17 protein-coding genes are annotated in these 22,820 nt (G+C 53.0%); 11 read left to right on the forward strand and 6 right to left on the reverse strand.

The features are described 5' to 3' along the window. Window positions 1-60: 60 nt before the first annotated feature. The 3 genes from C173_RS00825 to C173_RS00835 all read right to left on the reverse strand — a co-directional run bounded on the left by C173_RS00825 (window position 61) and on the right by C173_RS00835 (window position 9,339). On the reverse strand, window positions 61-1,746 hold the full coding sequence (locus C173_RS00825) for a DUF11 domain-containing protein (protein WP_036721419.1): 1,686 nt from the start codon (window positions 1,744-1,746) through the stop codon (window positions 61-63). Continuing rightward, window positions 1,743-8,453, reverse strand: a complete 6,711-nt coding sequence (locus tag C173_RS00830; RefSeq protein WP_036721628.1) for a DUF7507 domain-containing protein — start codon at window positions 8,451-8,453, stop codon at window positions 1,743-1,745. Before C173_RS00830 ends, C173_RS00825 begins: the two co-directional genes overlap by 4 nt. A 241-nt stretch (window positions 8,454-8,694) precedes the next feature. Then, entirely contained in the window at window positions 8,695-9,339 is a 645-nt protein-coding gene (locus tag C173_RS00835; protein ID WP_051477733.1) for a methyltransferase domain-containing protein, read from the reverse strand. A gap of 172 nt (window positions 9,340-9,511) precedes the next feature. On the opposite strand from C173_RS00835, the gene C173_RS00840 reads away from it, so the two are divergent. Both C173_RS00840 and C173_RS00845 read left to right on the forward strand, forming a co-directional pair. Beyond that, window positions 9,512-9,940, forward strand: coding sequence for a hypothetical protein (locus C173_RS00840; RefSeq protein ID WP_051477734.1), 429 nt, complete (start codon window positions 9,512-9,514; stop codon window positions 9,938-9,940). A 204-nt stretch (window positions 9,941-10,144) separates the two neighbouring features. Continuing rightward, on the forward strand, window positions 10,145-12,421 hold the full coding sequence (locus C173_RS00845) for a copper amine oxidase N-terminal domain-containing protein (protein WP_051477735.1): 2,277 nt from the start codon (window positions 10,145-10,147) through the stop codon (window positions 12,419-12,421). An 86-nt stretch (window positions 12,422-12,507) separates the two neighbouring features. Here the strand turns inward: C173_RS00845 and C173_RS00850 are convergent, their stop codons facing one another. After that, entirely contained in the window at window positions 12,508-12,963 is a 456-nt protein-coding gene (locus C173_RS00850; RefSeq protein WP_036721420.1) for a hypothetical protein, read from the reverse strand. 167 nt (window positions 12,964-13,130) lie between these two features. Between C173_RS00850 and C173_RS00855 the strand changes: the two genes are divergently transcribed. Then, window positions 13,131-13,508 carry a DUF423 domain-containing protein gene (locus C173_RS00855; protein WP_036721421.1) on the forward strand — a complete coding sequence of 126 codons (378 nt, stop codon included), beginning with the start codon at window positions 13,131-13,133 and terminating at the stop codon, window positions 13,506-13,508. Between the two features lie 89 nt (window positions 13,509-13,597). On the opposite strand, the gene C173_RS00860 is transcribed toward C173_RS00855, so the two are convergent. Beyond that, on the reverse strand, window positions 13,598-14,131 hold the full coding sequence (locus C173_RS00860) for a hypothetical protein (RefSeq protein ID WP_036721422.1): 534 nt from the start codon (window positions 14,129-14,131) through the stop codon (window positions 13,598-13,600). A gap of 212 nt (window positions 14,132-14,343) precedes the next feature. On the opposite strand from C173_RS00860, the gene C173_RS00865 reads away from it, so the two are divergent. Both C173_RS00865 and C173_RS00870 read left to right on the forward strand, forming a co-directional pair. Continuing rightward, the gene (locus C173_RS00865; protein WP_036721424.1) at window positions 14,344-14,646 is read left to right on the forward strand and encodes a YunC family protein; all 303 of its coding nucleotides are present in this window, start codon (window positions 14,344-14,346) and stop codon (window positions 14,644-14,646) included. A 275-nt stretch (window positions 14,647-14,921) separates the two neighbouring features. Then, window positions 14,922-15,383, forward strand: coding sequence for a Dps family protein (locus C173_RS00870; protein WP_036692784.1), 462 nt, complete (start codon window positions 14,922-14,924; stop codon window positions 15,381-15,383). Between the two features lie 133 nt (window positions 15,384-15,516). Here C173_RS00870 and C173_RS00875 read toward each other — a convergent pair whose 3' ends face one another. Then, complete coding sequence (locus tag C173_RS00875) at window positions 15,517-16,023, reverse strand: MarR family transcriptional regulator (RefSeq protein WP_036721427.1); 507 nt, start codon at window positions 16,021-16,023, stop codon at window positions 15,517-15,519. A gap of 208 nt (window positions 16,024-16,231) precedes the next feature. Between C173_RS00875 and C173_RS00880 the strand changes: the two genes are divergently transcribed. From C173_RS00880 to sufB, 6 genes are all read left to right on the forward strand, one after another. Further along, on the forward strand, window positions 16,232-17,260 hold the full coding sequence (locus C173_RS00880; protein WP_036721430.1) for a nitroreductase family protein: 1,029 nt from the start codon (window positions 16,232-16,234) through the stop codon (window positions 17,258-17,260). A 173-nt stretch (window positions 17,261-17,433) separates the two neighbouring features. Continuing rightward, on the forward strand, window positions 17,434-18,216 hold the full coding sequence (gene sufC / locus C173_RS00885; protein ID WP_036721433.1) for a Fe-S cluster assembly ATPase SufC: 783 nt from the start codon (window positions 17,434-17,436) through the stop codon (window positions 18,214-18,216). Window positions 18,217-18,241: 25 nt separating this feature from the next. Continuing rightward, the gene (sufD, locus tag C173_RS00890) at window positions 18,242-19,543 is read left to right on the forward strand and encodes a Fe-S cluster assembly protein SufD (RefSeq protein WP_036721436.1); all 1,302 of its coding nucleotides are present in this window, start codon (window positions 18,242-18,244) and stop codon (window positions 19,541-19,543) included. Continuing rightward, window positions 19,540-20,766: a cysteine desulfurase gene (locus tag C173_RS00895; protein WP_036721439.1), complete on the forward strand. Its 1,227-nt coding sequence runs from the start codon at window positions 19,540-19,542 to the stop codon at window positions 20,764-20,766. The genes sufD and C173_RS00895 overlap by 4 nt, the downstream gene beginning before the upstream one ends. Further along, complete coding sequence (sufU, locus tag C173_RS00900; protein WP_036721441.1) at window positions 20,753-21,181, forward strand: Fe-S cluster assembly sulfur transfer protein SufU; 429 nt, start codon at window positions 20,753-20,755, stop codon at window positions 21,179-21,181. Before C173_RS00895 ends, sufU begins: the two co-directional genes overlap by 14 nt. A gap of 30 nt (window positions 21,182-21,211) precedes the next feature. Beyond that, window positions 21,212-22,609, forward strand: a complete 1,398-nt coding sequence (gene sufB / locus C173_RS00905) for a Fe-S cluster assembly protein SufB (RefSeq protein ID WP_036721442.1) — start codon at window positions 21,212-21,214, stop codon at window positions 22,607-22,609. Window positions 22,610-22,820 lie beyond the last annotated feature (211 nt).

The following is a 22,820-nucleotide window of genomic DNA, read 5'->3' on the forward strand; positions in this document are numbered from 1 at the left end:
GACGAAGCAGCAGGTTGTAACTAAAGTATATTCAGGGAGATGGGGGATATGTGAGCTGTATTATTCACTGATTTCTTCCATGAGCAGCCTGTAGGTGTTAGAACGGGCTTCGCCGGAGTACCGGCGTCCGTCGATAGTGAACAGATACAGGGCAGCCGTGGAGCCTTGAAGATCCTTGCCCATATAATCCGCATTTATTGTGACAAAGTAAGTGAGTGTGACGGTCTGCCCCGCTTCCAGCGTTCCCAGAGCAACTGTTCCGCTATATGGCGTACCGGGCACGGCGATAGCGCTTATGGTAACGATATCGGGATTAATGACGGTACCCTGCGGTACAATTCGGATCACCGAGACCTCTGCCGGATAATTCCCGCTATTGGACACGTAAATGTTGAATTCCGCGATACCTCCAGGCTCGACGATGGGGGGCTCGCCCTCAATCTGAATGGAAATGATGGGCGTGAACAGCAACGTGGTCACCGCATTGGAGCGGGAGAGCTGCCCGACATTGCGCCCGTCCGGCAGGGAGAACGTATACTGGACCACTCCCTGATTCTGAATGGCCGGCGTCTGGCGGATATCGGTGGCACCTGGAATAGATACGAGAAAATCTACCGCCATAACAGCGCCTGCCCGTAAGGTGCCCAGCGGAATTCCGTCCCCGGGGCGGACGCCCCTCTGGGGAACCCCGTCAATACGGACACTGTCCCAGATGAATAGTACGCTTGGCGGAATGGCGTCCGTCAGCAGTGCGTTCACCGCCATATTACCGCTATTCTGTACAGTGAACTCGTACCGCAAGTTGTCACCGGGCGCCGCGCTGTAGAGATCAACCTTCAGCTTTACCGATAATCCGGGCTGGATGACTGTAATCTGAACCGTGTTGCTTGTGGTGGAGGTTCTGTTGTCGTTGACCTCATAAGAGATCTGCGCGTTCGCCATAATCGCCGATCCTGGAGGGTTCGAGGCCACCCTAGCGCGGTAGGAGACCTCGGCGGCTGCGCCTGCAGGGAGCGAGCCCAGCCCGATGCCTGAAGCTGGGTCGGCCTCAGGCTGATAAATCCTGCCAGCGATAACACTTCCGGGAAGGATAGAGGTGCCTTCCGGAACGGGAAGCGTGGCCATGACTCCGGTCAGCGGCCGGGTGCCTTCGTTCCTGAGTTGAAGGGTATAGGTGACGACATCCCCAATGAAGGTAGTGGGAGTGCTGGCCGAGAGCAGTGAGGACAACTGGTAGGACAGCAGGGAGACACTGACCGGATTGGAGCGGATCTCCCCGTTCACCGTTCTTCCTTCAGGTGTAGTGAAGGAATACGTGCCAACCGCCCTGTTATGCAGCGCGAGTGAAGGTGGAAGCGAGATAACAATGACCTGGAAGGCGATACTGACTCCCGAATGGGCGGCGAGTAGGCCAAGGGGAATGCCGGAAGACGGAGTGACCCCCGGAAGGGGGACTCCGTCTCTAAGCACACTATTGGCAATAAACGAGACGCCTGGGGGAAGCACATCCGTGATGGTGACAACCGCCCCGGTATTGCCGCTATTCCTGGCGGTCACAGTATAGACGAGCGTCTCCCCCAGGGAGGCGCTCAGGCGGTCTGCTTGCTTTTGCAGTAATAATACCGGGCCCACCACAAGCGTATTGACGGTATTGGAATAGGTAACCGATTCAGTGCCCTCTGCCGAGCTGTACAGAACCATGGACTGATTACTTACGACAGGCTGGAGCTGTGAGCCGTCTGTCATATGACGATGACCTGAACCTGGAAGGTTACCGTTGTGGTCGCTCCCGGGGCGATCGTTCCGATCACGATACCGGTGCCCGGATTTGAACCGGGACGCGGAGTGCCATCCACAGTTACGCTGCCTGCAACGAACTGGCTGCCGGCCGGGATCGGGTCAACAAGGACCACATTGTTGACGGGAACAATGCCGTTGTTGGTTACGGCAATCGTATAGGTGATGATATCGCCGACTACAGCATCGACAGCCGGAGTGCTCTTGACTGCCGTTACGTCCGGTGAAGAGACTGGAATGACGAGTGTATTCGATAGTGTAGAGCCTGAGAGCAGACGTCCATCAGGCGGCGTGAAGGTGAAGGTTGCCGCCGCCTGGTTCACCAGCTGCTGCGGTGAAGGCAGGGAAGCTACCGTTACCTGCAGGGTGACTGTCATGGTGACGGTAGCTCCGGCTGCAACGGTGCCAAGATTGATGCCGGTAGTCGGATCTGCACCCGGAACAGGTTGGCCGTTGATCAGGACGCTGTTCGGAATGAATACAGCGCCCGCAGGGATAGAGTCGGTTAAGGTGACGACTGCCGCAAGATTACCTGTATTGGTGACGCTTAGTGCATAAGTGACGGTATCTCCAACCGTGGCATTAGTGGTATCCGCAGATTTCAGGACACCAATAATCGGCTGGAATACCGGGGTAATTAGATTGTTGGAATAAGAGGCGCCGGAGAATGCCCCGGAGGTGAAGCTGACCGAAGCCTGATTGTTCAGTGTGGCCGGATTAGGAAGACTGTTGACGAGAATATTGAAGGTGACCTGGACCACTGCACCAGGGGCGATAGTGCCGAGCGAGATCCCGTTCGCAGGGTTGCCTCCCGGCAGCGGAGTGCCGTCCACGACCACGCTGCCGGCTACAAAGGAAGAATCGGCCGGAATCGGATCGCTCAGCACTGCATTGTTAACCGGTGCAATTCCGTTATTGGTGACTGCGATGCTGTACGTAACGGTATCCCCCGGGACTGCATCGACTACAGTAGTACTCTTTGCAACCAGGACATCCGGCGACGATACCGGAATCAGATTGATGTTCGAGCTGGCCGACTGATTAAAGACGCGTCCGTCAGGCAGCGTATAGTTGAAGGCGATAATGGCCTGATTGCTGAGCTGCTGGCTGGCTGGCAGCGTGTCGATCACTACAGAGAATACTACGGTCAGTGATGCACCGGCTGCAACACTGCCCAGAGGGATTCCGGTAGCGGGATCTGCACCCGGAGCAGGGAAGCCGTTAATCAGTACACTGTTCGGAACCAGAGTTGTACCTGCGGGAATAGTATCAGTCAGCGTGGCCGATGCCGCATAGTTCCCTGAATTGCTGACATTGACGGTGTAGACAATGGTATCGCCTACCGTGGCATTCTGAGAGCTCGAGCTCTTGGCAGCAGCGATAACCGGCTGGAAGACCGGAGTGGTCACAATGTTCGAGAAGGCTACACTGGACAGGGCGCCGGAAGTGAAGCTGACGGATGACTGATTGTTCAGTACACCTGAAGCCGGCAGAGACGTAACCGTTACGTTAAAGGCCACCGTTACAGAAGCGCCCGGAGCGATGCTGCCTATGGTCACCCCGGTAGCCGGTGAAGAAGCAGGGCGGGACACGCCGTCTACGAGCACACTGCCCGGAACAAAGGCGGTACCGGCAGGCAGGGCATCTGTGAATACGACATTATTAACCGTAGCAATACCGTTATTGGTTAGGGTCACGGAATAAGTGATGGTGTCGCCCACATTGGTTGCGGTGGTTACAGTGGTTTTGACGACAGCCAGATTCGGGTTCGAGACAGGGATGGTCAGGGTGTTGGTGAGCACCGACCCTCCCAGGATTCTTCCGTCAGGCAAGGTGAAGCTGGAAGCAACGGTTCCCTGATTCACCAGCAGCTGCGGCGATGGCAGTGAAGTGATCACCACCGAGAACGAGACAGCTACAGTCGCCCCCGGAGCGATAGTTCCGGCAGCAATTCCTGTGGAGGGATTAGCCTGCGGCAGAGGCAGCCCGCCAATCAGCACGCTATTGTCTACAAAGGTGGTGCCGGCTGGAATGTTGTCCGTTACTGTAAGGCTTGCTCCGTAGTTGCCTGTATTGGTGACATTTATGGTGTAGGTTACGGTATCGCCGACCGTTGCATTGGCGGTATTGGCTGTTTTGACCGCAGCGATATTGGGCTGGAAGACAGGCACTGCCACGGGATTGGAGAAGGTTGATCCGCTAAATACACCTGAGGTGTAAGTAACTGTAGCCTGATTGTCTATGGAGGCATCCCCGGGTACAGAGGTGACAGTGACACTGTACGAGACGACGGCACTAGCCCCGGAGGCAAGCGTACTGATAGTAATCCCTGAGGCCGGATTGGCATTCGGAAAAGGCACCCCGTTCACCGATACGCTGCCCGGCACAAAGGTGGCCCCGCCCGGTGTTGGATCACTGAGCACGACATTGTTGACAGGGTCCATCCCGTTATTGGTGATGTTCACGGAATAGGAAATGGTATCCCCAAGGGCAACGGAGGTGGAGGTTGTGCTCTTGACCACCGCCAGATTGGGGGCAGAGACTGCGATGGTCACGGTATTGGAGACGGCACTTCCACTTAGCAGCCGCCCGTCAGGCGGAGTGAAGGTATAGGTGGCGTTTGCCTGATTGACAAGCTGCTGCGGTGAAGGCAGAGACACGATGAAGACCGTGAAGCTGACAGATACACTGGCACCGGGAGCTACAGTTCCAACAGTAATTCCGGTATCCGGTGCAGCCCCCGGCTGAGGGAATCCGCCGACAATGACGCTGTTGGGGTCAAATGTAGTACCCGCCGGGATGTTGTCGGTTAACGTAACATTGGCTGCAAGGTTACCGTTATTGCTGACCACAATGGTATAGATGACCGTATCGCCTACTGTGGCGTTCAGGTCACTGGCGCTTTTGACAAGGGAGATCTGCGGTTGTGTGACCGGTGTGGTGGTGACGTTGGACGATGAAGAGCCGGAGAAGACCCCGGAGGTGAAACTGACGGTGGACTGGTTATTCACCTGTGAAGGAATCGGCATGGTTATTCTCACCTCGAATGTGACGGCAACGGAGGCTCCAGGCCCCAGGCTGCCGATTGGGATGCCGGCCGACGGAACTGACAACGGCTGGGAGACGCCGCCGACAATTACGGTTCCGGGAAGGAACGCTGCATTCTCTGGCAAGGGATCGCTGAGAATGATATTGCTGACAGAGGTAATGCTGTTATTCGTCAGCACGGAGGTGAATGTAAGGATGTCGCCGGTCACGGCATCAATGGCATTGACGCTTTTGACAACACTGACATTCGGTGCCGAGACGGGAACCATAAGTGTGTTCGACACGGTGTTACCGCCAAGCTGACGCCCATCCGGCAGGGTGAAAGTATAGGATGCTGCTGCCGAGTTGGGCAGCTGCTGGTTTGGGGGAAGCGAAATAACCGTAACAAGGAAACTGACTACGACGCTGTCTCCGGGAGCAAGCGGCCCCACCGGAATGCCTGTTAATGGGCTATACCCAGGTAACGGGGTCCCGCCTATACTTACGCTGTTGGTCTCGAATACCGTCTGCGGCGGCAGGGAATCGGTCAGATTCAGCATTGCCGAGATATTGCCAGTGTTGCTGGCCAGGATGGAGAAGGAGAGCAGACTGCCGACAGAGGCCTGCGCAGGGCTTGAGCTTTTGACCAGTCCAATGACTGGAATGAAGACCGGGGTAGACACTGTATTGGACAGGGCTGCTCCGCTGAATGAGCCGGCCGTAAAGGATGCGCTGGCCCGGTTGCTCAGTTGAGGCGGGCTTGGAATAGAGTTGGCATTCACCTGGAAGACAACGATGCTTGTGGCACCCGCAGCAAGTGTTCCGAGAGCAATCCCGGCATTTGGATTGGCAGAGGGTACGGCCGTCCCGTTCACCGTGACAGTTCCTGCTACAAAGGCACTGCCTGCCGGAGCCGGATCAGACAGCACTACATTGTTAACAGCTACGCCGCTGGGGTTGGATACAGAGACGGTGTAGGTAAGATATTCGCCTACAGCCACTGAGGTGAGATTGGCATTTTTGAGAATCGTGATGTTGGGGGCAGAGACTGGAATAGTCACCGTATTGGATACACTTCCGCCGGACAGAGAGCGTCCGCTGGGCAACTGATAGGTATAGCTGCTGCTGCCCTGGTCCGTCAAGGTTGCCGGAGACGGCAGGGATTGGACAGTGGTCAGGAAGGTTACGGTCAAGGCAGCTCCCGGTGCTACGGACCCGAGCGGGACTCCGCTTACCGGAGAATCTGACGGACGAACCACACCGTTTACTGTGACGCTTCCGGCGACGAAGGCAGACCCGGCAGGGATCGTGTCAGTTAGGGTCACATTCGCTGCGAGATTACCGGTGTTCTGCACCTGCAGCGTGTATTGTACATTTCCTCCAACCGTGGCGCTGCTTGGACTGGAGCTTTTAACGATACCGATTATTGGCTGGTACACAGGAGTGAGGATTGTATTGGACTGTGTGATGGCGTTAAATGTCCCCGAGCTGTAAGAGGCCGATGACTGGTTGGCGAGCTGGCCGTTTCCCGGCACAGAGGTGACACTTACCTGGAAGGTTACCGTTACGCTGGCTCCCGGGGCAAGGGTGCCCACGGATATCCCCGAAGCCGGATCAGCGGCAGGCCGTGCGGTTCCCGCTACCACCACGCTTCCAGGCACCAGAGTGCTGCCGGCGGGTATCGGATCAGAGAGCACAACATTCGTGATGGCTACGATTCCGTTATTAGTAACCACAGACGTATACTGCAGGGTATCGCCTACGGAGACATCCGGGAAGCTGGCGCTTTTGACAAGGGCAACATTCGGCAGTCTGACCGGTATGGTGAGCGTATTGGAGGCAGCCGTACCGCTCACGGTCCGCCCGTCAGGAACCTGGAAGGTATAGGCGGCTGTAGCCTGGTCCACCAGCTGCGGGGGAGAAGGCAGACTGTTCACCAGTACACGGAACTGGACTGTAGAGCTTCCTCCCGCCGCGATGGTGCCGATGGCGATTCCGGCGGCGGGATTACCCGCCACAGGCGTGCCGTTTACCGTGAAGCTTCCCGGAATATAGGAGCTGCCGGCAGGAATGTTATCCGTGAGCGTAGTAGTGGCGCCGATATTGCCGGTGTTGGAGATTTGCAGGGTGTAGAGAATCTGGTCTCCGACGGTTGCGTTGGTCGTATTGGCGCTTTTGACAATGCCGAGAACGGGAGAATATACCGGCAGCGATTGTGTATTGGATGGAATGACTCCGCTGACAATCGGGCCTCCGGCTACACTCTGGAAGGTGAAGGCAGCGTTAGCCGTGTTGGGCACAAATTGCGGATTCGGCAGGGAAGTCACCCTGGCTTGATAAGTCACCGTTATGGAAGTGCCCAGAGTAAGTGAACCCAGCGGGATGCCGGAGGTTATATCATAAGTCGGCCTGGCAACACCGGCTACCACCACGCTTCCTGTGACAAAAGTAAGACCTGCCGGTAAGATGTCTGACAATACAACACTGGCTGCGCTTGCGGTACCGGTATTGTTAACCGTTACAGTGTAGGTGACCAGATCACCAACGATGGTGCCGGCGACATTTGCACTTTTGGTCAAAGAGATCTTAGGTGCATTGATATCGATTTGCAGCCCGTTGGCGTTAACGACATACGCATCGCCCGAAGTAGTTAAGGTCAGGAGTGCGGAGGACTGGTTATTGACCAGGCGCGCAGAGACATCCACATTCGTGATATCCCAGCCCTGCCGCCCGCCGACAATGTTAGAGCCTGGACTGCCGTTGGTCTGGTTGCGGGTGCCGAACGTACCGGTCGTATTCAGATTGCCGGTATCATTGTTAATCTGCGAAGCGAAGAAGTTATTGGCAAAATTGTTAGGCCCGGAGAGGGCGACCTGAGTGGTGGAGGTAGGGCCGAAAAGCGCCTGGTCTCCCGAGCGGTTGGCATCTCCTTCCTGGGCGCTGAACTGGATGCGTCCGCCCAGCGCGCCGGTAACAGGTGTGGCGAAGCCTGTAATGGTGGTGACCACCGGGGCCGAGGAGGCTTGGACAAGGACAGCGCCTGCGCGCAGGGACATGTTGCGGAAGGGCAGCGACGGATTCTGGTAGATGACAGCAAGTGTCCAGCCGGCATGGTTGGCAGTGGAATCTCCGGGAATTACAATAGTTCCGACTACACCGCCAGTGACATAGGTTCCGGCACCGGAGGCTTGAATGGTGCTGGTGACATTTGCGGAACGGACATATGCGAGTGCACCCCCGCCCAGATCCACCGAATTGGCTGTGGCTGAATCGGGGGTTACACTGACCGTGTTCCCTAGCGGTGTAGTGAAGGATACAGGGTTGTTGATTGCCGCAGTGAGATTGACGGTACCGTTAACATAGGAACCGCCCCAGATCAGCTCGGCATACAGAACTGTGCTTCCGGCAGGGAGAACCAGAATGGCTGCTGAACTGTTGCTCTGATATAGACTGGTAGTGCCAGAAGGATAGGTGCCGTATACAGAAGCTGTATTAATCGTAGAGAAGCCTCCGATACTGTCCTGTGTACCCGGTACACCGGCAGTTTCAGAGCGGCTTAGTCCCAGCGTGTTGCCAGTGAAAGTGATGGCGCCTGTTGCATTAACCGTAGACCGAACGACTAGAGGAATAATTTTCACCTCCTTTTGAATAGAATCTCTGACAGCAAGTGGAAACGGCTTTGCCGTCCTTTTAAAGGACGGTACCGTTTCAGCGAGAAATAGAAGGATAAGTTATCATGTGAAACAAATAAATTCTTCTATTTTCAAAAAAAAAAGCAGACCGGCTCCTGTGTGAGCCGATATGCCATCTTGCTTGTGTTGTATTAACCTATGTTCCGTTTTGGGCAATCTTGTATGTCCATCCCGAATTTTATAACATATATTTCCTGTCCTGCAGCCGAAGCCGGCGCTCTAGCAGTGCCTGTGGTTCAGGCAGCACCTTCCGGCTCATCGCCTCCAGTTCCTCATCGGTAATCTCCCGCTTAATGACGGCGAAGTGGTACATAATTTCGTGAATGACATTGGACTGGAGCGTCTTCAGAACCTCGAGCTCTTCCGCATCATACAGATTGTCGTCATACGGATATTGATAGAACAGCTCCATCCGCAGCAGTCTGAAGTCAAACGGCGGCAGCGGCACGGGATAATCCGGGATCTCCGGGCACAGCGGGCTCTGATAGGGCTGGAAGAAGCGGCCGGTGAAATACCGTGGGGTATACTCATCGAACTTTTGCTTAAACATAGGGTTGGAGGCATGCGGGAAGCTATGGGCATAGGGTGCGAGAATACACACAACCGCTTGGTGCGTGCTTATTCTATAAATCTCTGACATCGCTGCAAACAGATCGTTCACATAAGGCATCACCCGGCTGGCCATAACGAATTCAGCCGTATTGTCGGGCAGGGGGATTTCTTCGCAAATATCGCAGACGATATCCACTCCGGGGTACTGTGTGCGGTCGATTCCCAGATACCCGGACTCTTTGCCAGGGCCGCAGCCGATATCGATTTTCAAGGGATACCACTCCTTCAAATGCTGAATAAGGCTCTTCATCTATTGTATTAGTCCGGCGCTTCTGTGCGTACGGCTGATGCCCAGCCCGTAACGGCAAGTTTACACTACCCGGCTTGCGGGGTAATCCTTAGGTAAGGTAAGCAGCACACAACCAACAGAGGAGGTACACATCATGAGACTAGAGCGTACGCTACCCGCTATGACAGCAATCGCTGCATTGATGCTCACCCTGACGGCTTGCGGCGGGAACAGCCCTGCGGAAGCCCCCGGAGAATCGTCCTCAGCAGGCTCATCGGGAATCCCTGTACAGACAGCGGCGGTACCTCTCGCCAGTCCGGTGCTGAAGCCTGGTCCTTCCGCAGCCGCAGAGTCAGAGAAGATTCAGGGCTCAGGCACTTATGTCGGGCAGATGGATACCCATTCCGTGGAGATTGTGACAGAAGAAGGGCCGACGGCCTTTGAACTCGGTGCAGGCACAGCGGATGCGCCGGAAGGGCTTGAGATGGATGATCCTGTAGTATTTACTTATGTGGAAAAAATAGTCGGAAAAGATCCTGTCGTGATTCAGCGGGTATTGTCCAGTCTGGCCAAAGCGGACTGATTCGGCAGAGTGCCCTGAACCCGAACCCGGGCTGCAATGGCGGAATACCCCATGGGTATCCGCCATTGCAGTTCTTTTTGCCGCCTTTGGAATCGGCTCCAAAGGTTATTTTTTTGTAACCGGTTCAGAGAGAAACTTTTTCCGCCCGGCTTGCGTCAAAGAGATAGAAATTGAGATTGTTTTCCTATCCGGGAGGGTGAGCTTGTGAAAAAGTTATGGATTTCGATTGTAGCAGGATTATTGGTGTTCCCGATGTTGTTTCAGGCTCCGGCCCAGGCAGCAGCAAAACCCATCAGAGTTATTATTGATGGAGTGACCTTGTCCACAGACCAGCCGCCGGTAATGGTGAACGGACGGACCATGGTTCCGCTGCGGGCTATCTTTGAAGCCTTCAATGCCGACATCAAGTGGAATCAGAAGACACAGACAGTAACAGCTTCCCAGAACGATACAACGATTGTACTGAAGATTGGCTCCAAGATCGCAACCATCAACAACAAGGCAGTCAGCCTGGATGTGCCGGGCCAGAATCTGAAGGGCCGCACAATGGTGCCTACCCGCTTCGTAAGTGAAGCGCTCGGCCGCGAGGTGGGCTGGAATCCGGCTGCGCAGATTGTCACGATCACCACTCCGGTTCCGGTAGGCGGCAATGCGGCTCCGGTATCGGGAGTAACCGCCCAGGATATCAGTGATTATGGAGACGGCCGGGATCTGCAGATCAGCTTCAACCGTGCGGCTGACGAATCGCTGGTGGATCAATACCGAGTGCTTGTCGCCAAGACCGGTACTTCACTGAACCTGTCGTCTGCACTGGCAGTAGGTGCCAATAACTACTCCGTTGCTCTGGTAACAGGAGCTAATCCTGTTGTGAAGCTGAACGCTGCCGCCAGAACGATCGATGGTGACCTGATTAAGAATAATCAGGGATATAGCGTATATGTAGTGACAGTCGGCAAAGGCAACAATACCAGTGCCCTCTCCAGTGCAGCTGCCGTTATTACTTTGCAGAACAAGGCAGTTCCGGCACTGGGCACCGTCCAGGCAACGGATACCAGTGATTACGGGGATGGCCGGGATCTCTCCGTCAGCTTCAACAAGCTGGCCGATGAGAGCAAGATAAGCTCTTACCGGATCTTCGTAGTCAAAGCGTCCAATTCCACAGTGTTTGACCTGGGCAGAGCCAATGCGGTCTCCAGCAGCAATTACACGCAGATCAACAAGACGGGGAACAACATCAGCCTGAACCTCTCCTCCGGCTCCAGAGATACAGATGGAGCGCTGATCAAGACGGGTGTCAGCTACCGGGTATACGTACTGGCGGTTGACAGCAGCAATGCTGCGAATAATGTGCTGTCACCTGCTTCAACGGCCCTTACACTGGCCAATGCAGGGGTATCCAACCTGAACGTGACCGATGTGAATGATTATAATGACGGGCGGGATTTGAAGGTTACCTTCAACCATGCCACAGACGAGACCAATATTAGCCAATACCGCATTCTGGTGGTGCCTGTGAATTATTACAGCAGCTTCAGCTTAAATGATGCGAATAACGTATCCAGTGCGAATTATACGGCGGTAAACACATCAGGAACCTATACCGAACAGATCCTGAATTCTTCCAGCAGAGATGTTCGCGGTTCCCTGATCAGGAACGGAACCAGCTACAAAGTGTATGTGCTCGCGGCAGGCAACTGGAACAATTCGGGTTCGAATGTGGTATCCGCTGCTTCTCCGGCGATTACGCTGGTGAATACCTCCGGCCTCAGTGCCATATCGAATCTGAGTGTGAGTGATGTGAACGATTATGGAGACGGCCGTGATCTGAGAGTATCGTTCAATCATGCCGGAGACGAATCCTACATCAGCCATTACCGGATTCTGGTGGTGCCTATGAATTATTACAACAGCTTCAGCTTGTCGGATGCGAATAATGCGGGGAATTATACAACCGCAGGTACATCCGGGGACAGCACCAATCAGGTGCTCGATAGCTCAGCCAAGGACGTACGCGGCGCAGCCATCAAGCCGGGAATCAGCTACCGGGTATATGTATTGACTGTCAGAAACGGCAGCTACCAGGGAGCTAATGTATTATCGGAGGGATTGGCAGCCATTACCTTATCGGCTAAGCTTCCAGTCACCTCCGTGACAAATGTGACCTACGGCATGGATAACGGCAAACTTGTGGTTAACTTCACCAAGTCTGCCCGTGAGTCGAATATTTCCGAATACCGGGTATTCGTAGTCCCTTCCAAGCAGAGCTTCGGCACTGCAGAAGCTCTTAACGTGCAATCCTCATACTACAGATCAGCAGTCCCTAACGGAAGCAATCTCTCTATAGCGGCTGCAGCCAGAGATATTAACGGTAATCCGATTGTCAAAGGCACCAAGTATAAGGTATACGTGCTTGCGGTAGCCAACAGCTCTGGCGTGCAGAACGGCGGACTGTCCGATTCAAGCGAAGAGTTCGAGATCTAAGCGTCCAGCTCTGTATATAAGGCTCCACAACAAAACACAGCATGTCCCGGTTCAAAGGGATATGCTGTGTTTGCGTACACGAGTTATCATGATGCTCCGGCATTCACCAGAACAACGGACAGCAGAAGCATGAACAGAAGGAGGAAGCCGGCGTTGATGATGGTGCCGATAATAGCAAAAACCTTGCGCCGTCTGCGCAGGGTCAGGCCGATAATACCGGTAACCGCCCCGATGATATTCACTGCGACCAGGATCAGCATCGTCAGGCCCAAATACATAATCGTTTCTGCCGAATCGGCAATCAGTTTATTATGCTCATTCATCAGAGAAGACGCTTGCGCTCCTACATACACGAAGGTAATGGCATAGCAGACCAATGTAAGTAGAGCTATTACGAACGAAGCGATACCGGGGCCCGAGTGCTTATAGTCGCGTTTGTTCTCCTGGTATACATAATCCGGGTTCATGTCTTGTTCAGAAGAGCCCCATCTTGCAGGCTCGGTTGCGGCGGTGTCCGATTTGGGAGGTGTATGATAGTCCATTTGGCTGCACTCCTTGGGGTGTAATAGGTTATTACTACCACTTCATCATAACAGCGCTCTAAATGCAAGTCCTCAGGAATACAAGCTACAGAATGATGCGGCTGGCAAAAGGCGAAGCTGATTGTTAAGATAGGAGAAGTTCAACTCAGGGAAGGAGCTGTATATCCATGCAACGAAGATTGGTGGGCTGGGGAGCCTTGCTGGGTATGCTGTCTGTTGCCATCGGCGCGTTCGGATCGCATATCCTGAAGCCTGTAATCAGTGAGCACTATCTGCAGGTGTACGAGACGGGCGTCCAGTATCATATGTTCCATGCGCTGGCCCTGATACTTATCGGGCTTACCGCTGGGCAGTGGGGCGAAAGTGTCCGTCTGCGCTGGGCAGGGCGGCTGATGGTTGCCGGGGTTGTCCTGTTCTCGGGCAGCTTGTACATCCTCAGTATTTCCGGTGTCAAGGTTCTCGGAGCAATCACTCCGCTGGGAGGCGTATGCTTCATTGCGGGCTGGATTTGCCTGGCCTTGGAGGCCTTCTCGCGCAAGAAGTGAATAAGTGCGGCAAGAGCTGCGTATCCGCCAAAATAATCGTAAGAGAAAGAAGCACCCGCCCCGGAACCCGGAGCTGGTGCTTCTTTCTCTTACAGAAATTCATCGATTTCATTAAGCTTGAACGTGTAGACCTGCTTCTCGTCTACATGGTATACACTCAGCGAATTCTCCGTTTCGTCTAAGTTCAGAATACGGCAGGGCATGGATACCTGTTTGCCATGCCGGTTCGCACGCAGCCGGACGAGCTGGTTATTCTGAATGTACTGTCTGATTTTGCCGAATACATCTGCTGGAGTTTCTGCCGGAGCTGCTGCAGGCTTCTTGGCTGCGGGCTTCTCCGCAGGCTTGGCTGCCTGAGGGTCTGCCGGCTTCTCCGGCAATTTCACTGGCACCGGAGCAGGTGTGAAGTTGTCATTCTTCAGAGCCATTTTTGCGGACTTCAGCAGATGATCAATGGCTCTTCCAAGCTCTAGCCCGGAGTTAATGTTGAAATCAGTGACTTTGTCGCTTGAATTCAACATTTCAAGCAGGAACTGCAGCGCAAGCGGGTTGGTGCGGGCATTAATCAGGATGTCGACATTGAAAAGATAATTGCCGTCGGTGTGTTGTAGTTTCTTATCCATTAATCCCCCAGCTTAATCGTTAATCACGATTTCTTTAATTTAAATTAGTGTATAAACTATACCATTAAATAAGCGGAAATTATATACCCTCCTGTATAGAAATAAGGACTTCTGACCCTCCGATTTCTCCATGAACTAGGACAATCGTCCACACGTGGCCTGAACCGTACGCATAACCTACAACGTGAATGTGAAAGGAGGAGGTGCTGCAGATGGTAACAATAGAGCCCATGCAGGTGGGCGATCATGTCCTGGTGGGGGTTGAGGTGAGGCTGCCCAAAACGACGCTGCTCAGCATCAGCACAGACAAGGGATATATTATGTGCGGGGCGCTGGACATAGGACTGCTGAACGAGGTGCTGAGCGACCGGAAGATTATTGCGGCAAGGGCTGTCGGGGTGCGCACGCTTCAACAGCTGCTGGCCGCGCCGCTGGAGTCCGTAACTATAGAAGCAGATAAGCTGGGAATCGTTCCGGGCATGTCCGGTGCAGAGGCCCTGCTGCTAATGATGTAAGGCACATAGCAATGTGTAGTCAGCCAAGGAGCTTCCCGGCCCCTTGGCTGACTTTATTCTGTCTTGAACCGCATCAATTAGCATAACCGGCGCTTGCTTGGTTCATCCTACGGGTGAAGACACAAGCATGCAGCCAGCGGCGGGGAAGAGGGCTTGTCCGGGGCCAGGCTTGTTTCGCCCTCCAAGCAAAAGGGTAAATGGAGAATAGACAACTGCAAGGCCGGACAATGGACAAGCAGCCGGCTAAATTTAATGGATAAGGAAGGGATCATCTCATGGCTAAAGCATCAAACAAAGTGAACACCGCTTCATTGGAACAGGTACTGAACCGTCAGGTTGCCAACCTGAACGTATTGTATGTGAAAGTGCATAACTATCACTGGTATGTGAAGGGGGAGCAGTTCTTCGCCCTGCATGTGAAGTTCGAAGAGCTGTACGATGATATTACACTCAAAATGGACGAGGTAGCTGAGCGCTTGCTGAGCATCAAAGGCAGCCCTGCAGCAACTATGAAAGAATATCTGGAACTGGCTACCATTCAGGAAGCCACAGGCAAAGAAGATGCCCGCGGTATGGTTCAGGCGCTGATCGAAGATTTCGCTACAGTAGCGGAAGAACTGACAGAGGGCATCGAGCTGGCGGAAGAAATCAGCGACCAGCCGACGGCAGACCTGTTCATCAAGATCCGCACGGATCTGGAGAAGAACCAGTGGATGCTGCGCGCTTTCCTGGGCTGATTGCGGGATAAATAGCACAATGATTTGAATATAGGAATAAAGTCTCCCCTGAAGGGAGGCTTTATTTATTTTTCAAAATATAAGGATTCATGTGCTTCGCATGATCCCCTTTAAAAGGGCAGCGTAGCCCTTTCTACTCGAATTCACTAAGATTCAGGGGGAGCATTCTATTCTCATCAATCATCATTTGAATGAATTTCAGTGAAGCCTGCAGCTCCGGTTCCGAGAATTCACCCATTTTCTCAATGAATTTCTCCTCCAGGTTCTTGTGCATCCGGGCGTGGAGTTCAAAGAGCTGTCTGCCTTTAGGAGTAAGGCTGAAGTAGATTTCTTTCTTGTTGTCATTCATCCGGCTCCGCTTAATGCAGCCATCCTGGAGAAGCTTGGTGCTGATCTTAGTGATGCTCGCCTTGGACAATTTCAAGCTCTCCGCGATGGTAGTGCTGTTGACAGGCTCGTTATTGCCAATGCAGTCGATGACATGAATACTGGTCAAGCTGGTTGAAGTGAGAGTAATCCCGTACTTCCGTGTGAGATCCGTAAATACATCCATTTCGGTTACGAAAGTCTCTTCAACTAAATGGGAGAGGTGGAGAAAACGGTCATACAGCAGCCGCTTAAGTCCTTCAGAGGAATGCATAGGGCTTAGCATCTCCTTTCTGCAAAGTACCTTTATTCTAACTTAAAATTATTAACGTGTAAACTAAATATTCAGACGAGTTATTTATAATAAATTGCTGATATTAAATTTAATAATATAGATTGACATCGTATTTCTTTCAAAATATAGTTAACTGGTAAACAATATGAATTATTGAATGCCAAACGATATTTTGGGGGGGATGAAGATGAAGGATGTGTCCACAACGGTTAGGGAACGGCGGACCATACGGAGATTCAGCGCTGCACCGGTTGAACAAGAACGGATTATTTCCTTGGTAAAAGAGGCGGCTGGCTTATACGAGTCCGAAGATACGCCGCACTGGCGCTGTCTTTACTTCGGCACTCCCGAGTCCCGTGAAGAGCTGGCTGAATCCATGATGGCGAAGGTGACGGGCGGCCGGCTCGGGAAGCTCCTTCCTGCCCGCATGACAGATCTTTTAAGAAGACAAATCACGGGTACTCCCGCTCATGTAATCTTCATCGCCGAGTCCGCCGGCACGGAGCGGGAGCGGGATGAGAATTACGCGGCGGTCTGCAGCATCATGCAAACGGTTCAGCTTCTGGGCTGGGAACAGGGGCTGGGGATGCTGTGGTACACAGATCCCTTGATTCTGAGCGAATCGTTCTATAAGCTCATCGGCTGGCGTGAAGGAGAGCGGTTTGCGGGGATACTGGAAATCGGCTCCTTCGACAAAGCGCCGCGAGGACGAAAAAGAACACCGGCAGAACGGAAATGGACAATTATCGGGGAAGACAGCCGCCAGCTTGAGGATGCCGCTCCTTTCTCCGCGTACAATGTCCTTAGGCTGCTGAACGAGGCGGTCTGGGCACCGAATGACGGCATGCGGGAGCCTTGGCGGTTCATCTATGTGACGGGTGATAAGACAGAGGCATCAGGCAAACTGCAGTTCTCTGAAGAGGCACCTTCACCGCCGTTTCTGCTGGCCGTAGCCAGAGAAGAGACGGACCCGCACAAGCAGGACGAGGATTATGCCGCGGTGTGCAGCCTGATACAGAATTTTCAACTGCTGGCCCGGTCTGAAGGGTGGCAGTTGCGCCGCAGGATTCCGGAATGGGTCTATGACCGGAAGCAGTGTGAGTCCTTCGGGCTTCGTCCGCTGGAACGGATCGTCGCAGTACTTGAAGCGGGGGAACATAAGCGGTATTCAAATTCCGTTTTTCCTATTCCCGCAGTGAAGATAACCATTAATTAATTTGATAAAAAAGGGCCGATGTAATAAAATTAGTGAGAATCATTGATAATCATCCTGATTCACTTTATAATAATTATAATGTGATATAAAATCTAATTGCTTGTAATCAGGGTTAACCTGTGACAATACAACTTTCTGATTTCGCAAATCGATCAATGGAGGGAATAATAATTATGGCAGCAGAATTTGTCATTGAGGGACTGAAAGCGACGATTGAAGGAAAAGAAATTCTGAAGGGGATTAACCTTCAGATGAAGGGCGGAGAAATTCACGCCGTGATGGGACCGAATGGTACTGGTAAAAGTACGCTGGCCTCAGCTCTGATGGGTCATCCCAAGTATGTGGTTACAGAAGGTACGGCCTTGCTCGAAGGTGAAGATCTGCTGGAGATGGCAGTGGATGAGCGCGCCCGCGCCGGGTTGTTCCTCGGGATGCAATATCCAAGTGAAATCAGCGGAGTGACGAACTCCGACTTCCTGCGCAGTGCGATTAACTCGCGCCGTGAAGAGGGCAGTGAGATCTCACTGATCCGCTTCATCCGCCAGATGGAAGCCAAGATGAAAGAACTGGATATGAACCCTGAATTCCTGCACCGTTATCTGAATGAAGGCTTCTCCGGCGGGGAGAAGAAGCGTAACGAGATTCTGCAAATGATGATGCTGGACCCTAAGATCGTCATTCTTGACGAAATTGACTCCGGCCTTGATATTGACGCACTCAAAATTGTTGCTGATGGCGTGAACTCCATGCGCAGCCCGGAACGCGGATTCCTTGTTATTACCCACTATCAGCGGTTGCTTAATTATATCAAACCTGACTATGTGCATGTCATGATGCAGGGACGGATTGTGAAATCCGGCGGTCCTGAGCTGGCACAGAAACTGGAAGCAGAAGGTTACGAATGGATCAAGGAAGAGCTCGGCATTGAAGACGAAACTGTAGGACAAGAAGCTTAGAAACGCTGGAAGGAGGAAATCACTTATGACGACGCAAACCATTCTTCCCGTGGATGCACAGCAGCTCGGCGCACAATCGCAGAGCAGCGGCGAACCGGGCTGGCTGAAGGACAGCCGTTTGAAGGCTCTGGAGCTTGCCGCAGGGCTTGACCTGCCGAAGCTGGAGAAGACACGGATTGACCGCTGGAATATCAACAACTACGGGGAATACAAGCCAAGCCAGGCGCTGGCGGCACTTCAAGATGCACCGGCTTCTATTGCCGGGCTGATTGAAGGACAAGAGGAAGGCAGCCTGATTATTCAACGGAATTCAGGGGCTGTATATGCCCGCCTGGCTCCGGAGCTGGCTGCGCAAGGTGTTATTTTCACCGATTTGCAGACTGCAGTCAGAGAGCATGGAGACCTTGTTCAGCGTTATCTGCATAAGGCAGTATTGCCGGAAGAGCACTCCATCGCCGCACTGCATGCAGCACTATGGAACGGCGGGGTATTCCTCTATGTTCCGAAGAATGTTGTCATCGAGACTCCGCTGCAGGCGGTTCTGCTCACGGATGACGCTGAAGCTGCCTTTGTACCGCATATTCTGATTGTTGCCGATACTAACAGTTCGTTGACCTACGTGGATAACTACGTATCCGATAAGACTGAAGCGGGTCTGCATAACGGAGCCGTTGAAGTATTCGTAGGTGCAGGTGCCACTGTGAGATACGCTACCGTACATCAGCTGGGGCAGGATACAACGGATGTGACGTACCGCCGCGCCGTTGTGGAGAATGACGGCACCATTGAATGGATCATCGGTGAGATGAACTATGGAGATACAGCCAGCGATACCAAATCGGTGCTTAAAGGCAACGGCTCAAGCTCAGATGCGAAGGTCATTGCTGTAGGCTCCGGTTCGCAGAAGCTGAGCTATACTACACAAGCCCAGCACTTCGGCAGAAATACACCAAGTGACATGATCACGCGTGCTGTTATGCGGGATTCAGCAACCTCGATTATTAACGGAATTACGAAGATTGAGAAGGGTGCTACCAGAGCTGACGGACAGCAGACAGAGAAAGTTTTGATGCTAAGCCCCAAAGCGCGCGGAGACGCCAACCCGATCCTCCTTATAGATGAAGATGATGTAACCGCAGGCCATGCCGCTTCCGTAGGACAGGTCAATTACGAGCAAGTCTATTACCTGATGTCCCGGGGATTATCGCGGCATGACGCAGAAACACTGATCATATACGGCTTCCTTGCACCTGTTGTATCGCAAATTCCACTGGAGGGACTGCGCAATCAGCTCCAATCTCTTGTGGAAAGGAAGTTAGGCCAATGATTAGCAGTCAGATCCGGGAGCAATTTCCCATCCTGAACCAGAAGATCAACGGCCATCCGTTGGTCTACCTGGACAGTGCGGCCACTTCACAGAAGCCGCGCCAGGTCATTGAGGCGGTCAAGTCTTACTACGAATGGGATAATGCCAACGTACACCGCGGGGTGCATACCCTGGGGAGCCGGGCAACCGATGCGTATGAAGGTGCCCGCGAGAAGCTGAAGAACTTCATTAATGCCCGCAGTGTGAAGGAAATTATCTTCACACGCGGGACAACGACCGCGCTCAATATTGTAGCTTCCTCTTACGGTCCTTCCGTCCTGAAGGAAGGGGATGAGATCGTGATTACCCAGATGGAGCATCACAGCAATTTCATTCCCTGGCAGCAGCTGGCCAAGAACACCGGGGCTACCCTGAAATTCCTGCCGCTGCAAAAGGACGGTACGATCACGCTGGAGGATGCCGAGCAGACGATTACTGCCCGGACCAAGATCGTAGCCATTGCGTATGTATCCAATGTCATGGGCGTTACTCATCCTATCAAAGAGCTTGCAGCGATTGCCCACCGGAACGGTGCAGTAATTGTGGTGGACGGTGCACAGAGCACACCGCATCTGAAGGTGGATGTGCAGGACCTGGATTGCGATTTCTACGCCTTGTCCGGGCACAAGATGCTTGCACCTACTGGTATCGGTGCTCTCTACGGCAAGAAGGCGCTGCTGGAAGCTATGGAGCCGGTTGAATTCGGCGGCGAGATGATCGATGATGTCGGGCTGTATGAGTCTACCTGGAAGGAGCTGCCGTGGAAGTTCGAAGGCGGAACACCGATTATTGCAGGTGCCGTCGGCTTAGGAGCAGCGATTGATTTCCTGCAGGAGGTCGGGATGGATGAGATCCACCGCCACGAAATGCAGCTTGCAGCATATGCGGAGCAGCGGCTGTCGGAGGTCAGTGATCTGACGATCTATGGTCCCCGCAACCGTCAGGTGGGGGTAGTCACCTTCAACCTGGGTGATGTTCATCCGCATGATGTGGCCACCGTGCTGGATGCAGAAGGCGTGGCTGTCCGCGCGGGGCATCATTGCTGCCAGCCGCTCATGCGCTGGCTGGAGGTCAGCTCCACCGCCCGGGCGAGCTTCTACCTGTACAACAATGAACAGGATGTAGATGCGCTGGTTCAAGCCTTACTTAAGGCAAAGGAGTATTTCAGCTATGAACTTGGATGACTTATATAGACGCGTAATTATGGATCATTACAAAAATCCCCGGAATCGCGGCTCATTTGAAGATGACGCACTTAAGATTGAGCTCAATAACCCTACCTGCGGCGACCGCATTACGCTTCAGCTTAAGGTGGAGGATGGCGTCGTCCAGGACGCCCGTTTCAGCGGCGAAGGCTGTTCAATCAGCATGTCGTCGGCTTCGATGATGACGGAAGCGGTCAAGGGCCAATCGATAGCGCATGCGCTTGAGATGGCCGACAGCTTCTCCTCTCTAATGAAGGGTGAGGAAGCAGATTTCGGTGACTACGAAGATATTGAAGCCCTGTCCGGTGTTAATAAATTTCCGGCGCGGATCAAATGTGCCACTCTGGCCTGGAACGCGCTTCGCAAAGGCATAGATACGCAAAGAAGCTTATAAAATAATATTACACACAAGGAGGCTGACACCATGGCTAAGAAAGCGCCTGATATGGAGGAATACCAGTACGGATTCCGTGACGAGCACAAGTCGATATTTCAGTCTGGTAAAGGACTCACGGAAGAAATCGTCCGGGAAATCTCCGCAATCAAAAACGAGCCGGAATGGATGCTGGAATTCCGGCTGAAATCCCTGGAGCAGTTCCGTAAGATGCCAATGCCGAAATGGGGCGGCAATCTGGATGATCTGGATTTCGAGGATATCCAATATTATGTTAGACCTTCCGAGAAGCAGGGCAAGACTTGGGAGGAGGTACCTTCCGAGATCAAAGAGACCTTCGACAAGCTGGGAATTCCGGAAGCGGAGCAGAAGTTCCTTGCCGGTGTCTCTGCACAGTATGAATCTGAGGTAGTCTATCACAGCATGCAGCAGAACCTGGAGGATCAGGGTGTGATCTTCACAGATACGGATTCCGCACTGCGTGATCATCCTGAGCTGTTCAAGAAGTTCTTCGGCACAATCATTCCGCCTGCAGACAACAAGTTCGCCGCACTTAACAGTGCCGTTTGGTCAGGAGGCAGCTTCATCTATGTTCCGAAGGGTGTGAAGTGTGAAGTTCCTTTGCAGGCTTACTTCCGCATCAACTCCGAGAATATGGGACAATTCGAGCGTACTTTGATTCTGGCAGACGAAGACAGCTTCGTGCATTACGTTGAAGGCTGTACTGCCCCAATCTACAGCACGAACTCTCTGCATAGTGCAGTGGTTGAAATTCTCTGCATGAAGAACGCCCGTGTCCGTTATACCACCATTCAGAACTGGGCACCGAACATCTACAACCTCGTTACCAAACGTGCGGTTGCCGAAGAGAATGCTACGATGGAATGGGTAGATGGCAACATCGGCTCCAAGCTGACTATGAAATATCCTGCGGTTGTTCTTAAAGGCCGTGGAGCCAAGGGTTCTGTATTGTCCATCGCGGTAGCGGGCAAGAATCAGCATCAGGATGCAGGCGCCAAAATGATCCACTTGGCACCGGATACCACCTCAACCATCGTATCCAAGTCGATCAGCAAGCACGGCGGCAAGGTCACTTACCGTGGACTCGCTTCCTTCGGCCGCAAGGCAGAAGGCGCGAAATCCAATATCAAATGCGATACGCTCATTCTGGATAACGAGTCCACCTCGGACACGATTCCTTACAATGAGATCATGAACGATAACATTGTGCTTGAGCACGAAGCGACGGTCTCCAAGGTATCTGAGGAGCAGCTATTCTACCTCATGAGCCGCGGTCTCTCCGAAGCTGATGCCACGCAGATGATTATTATGGGCTTTATCGAGCCGTTCACCAAAGAGCTGCCGATGGAATATGCGGTCGAGATGAACAGATTGATCAAATTCGAAATGGAAGGCAGTATCGGGTAACTAGCTGCCTCTTTCAATAACCAGGCGATATACAGTGAGTGTCCACAGAACTTTGATGCAGGTTGGTCAAAGCTCTGTGGGCACTTTTGTGTTTTATAGGAACATAAAATACCTTTTATTAGGCTTTCAAAAAGCTGCTTTGCATCGTTGAATCTTGCTATATCTTAATTGAGCAGTATTTGCGAGGAAATAGCAGCATTTAAAACTACGG

The sequence above is a fragment of the Paenibacillus sp. FSL R7-277 genome (assembly GCF_000517965.1).
In the GTDB taxonomy this organism is placed as follows: Bacteria; Bacillota; Bacilli; order Paenibacillales; family Paenibacillaceae; genus Paenibacillus_AQ; species Paenibacillus_AQ silagei.

Coding starts and splice junctions, on each gene's coding strand:
- C173_RS00825 (WP_036721419.1), bottom strand. CDS start 1,746: ATGACAGACGGCTCACAGCTCCAGCCTGTCGTAAGTAATCAGTCCATG.
- C173_RS00840 (WP_051477734.1), top strand. CDS start 9,512: ATGAGACTAGAGCGTACGCTACCCGCTATGACAGCAATCGCTGCATTG.
- C173_RS00850 (WP_036721420.1), bottom strand. CDS start 12,963: ATGGACTATCATACACCTCCCAAATCGGACACCGCCGCAACCGAGCCT.
- C173_RS00855 (WP_036721421.1), top strand. CDS start 13,131: ATGCAACGAAGATTGGTGGGCTGGGGAGCCTTGCTGGGTATGCTGTCT.
- C173_RS00860 (WP_036721422.1), bottom strand. CDS start 14,131: ATGGATAAGAAACTACAACACACCGACGGCAATTATCTTTTCAATGTC.
- C173_RS00865 (WP_036721424.1), top strand. CDS start 14,344: ATGGTAACAATAGAGCCCATGCAGGTGGGCGATCATGTCCTGGTGGGG.
- C173_RS00870 (WP_036692784.1), top strand. CDS start 14,922: ATGGCTAAAGCATCAAACAAAGTGAACACCGCTTCATTGGAACAGGTA.
- C173_RS00875 (WP_036721427.1), bottom strand. CDS start 16,023: ATGCATTCCTCTGAAGGACTTAAGCGGCTGCTGTATGACCGTTTTCTC.
- C173_RS00880 (WP_036721430.1), top strand. CDS start 16,232: ATGAAGGATGTGTCCACAACGGTTAGGGAACGGCGGACCATACGGAGA.
- sufC (WP_036721433.1), top strand. CDS start 17,434: ATGGCAGCAGAATTTGTCATTGAGGGACTGAAAGCGACGATTGAAGGA.
- sufD (WP_036721436.1), top strand. CDS start 18,242: ATGACGACGCAAACCATTCTTCCCGTGGATGCACAGCAGCTCGGCGCA.
- C173_RS00895 (WP_036721439.1), top strand. CDS start 19,540: ATGATTAGCAGTCAGATCCGGGAGCAATTTCCCATCCTGAACCAGAAG.
- sufU (WP_036721441.1), top strand. CDS start 20,753: ATGAACTTGGATGACTTATATAGACGCGTAATTATGGATCATTACAAA.
- sufB (WP_036721442.1), top strand. CDS start 21,212: ATGGCTAAGAAAGCGCCTGATATGGAGGAATACCAGTACGGATTCCGT.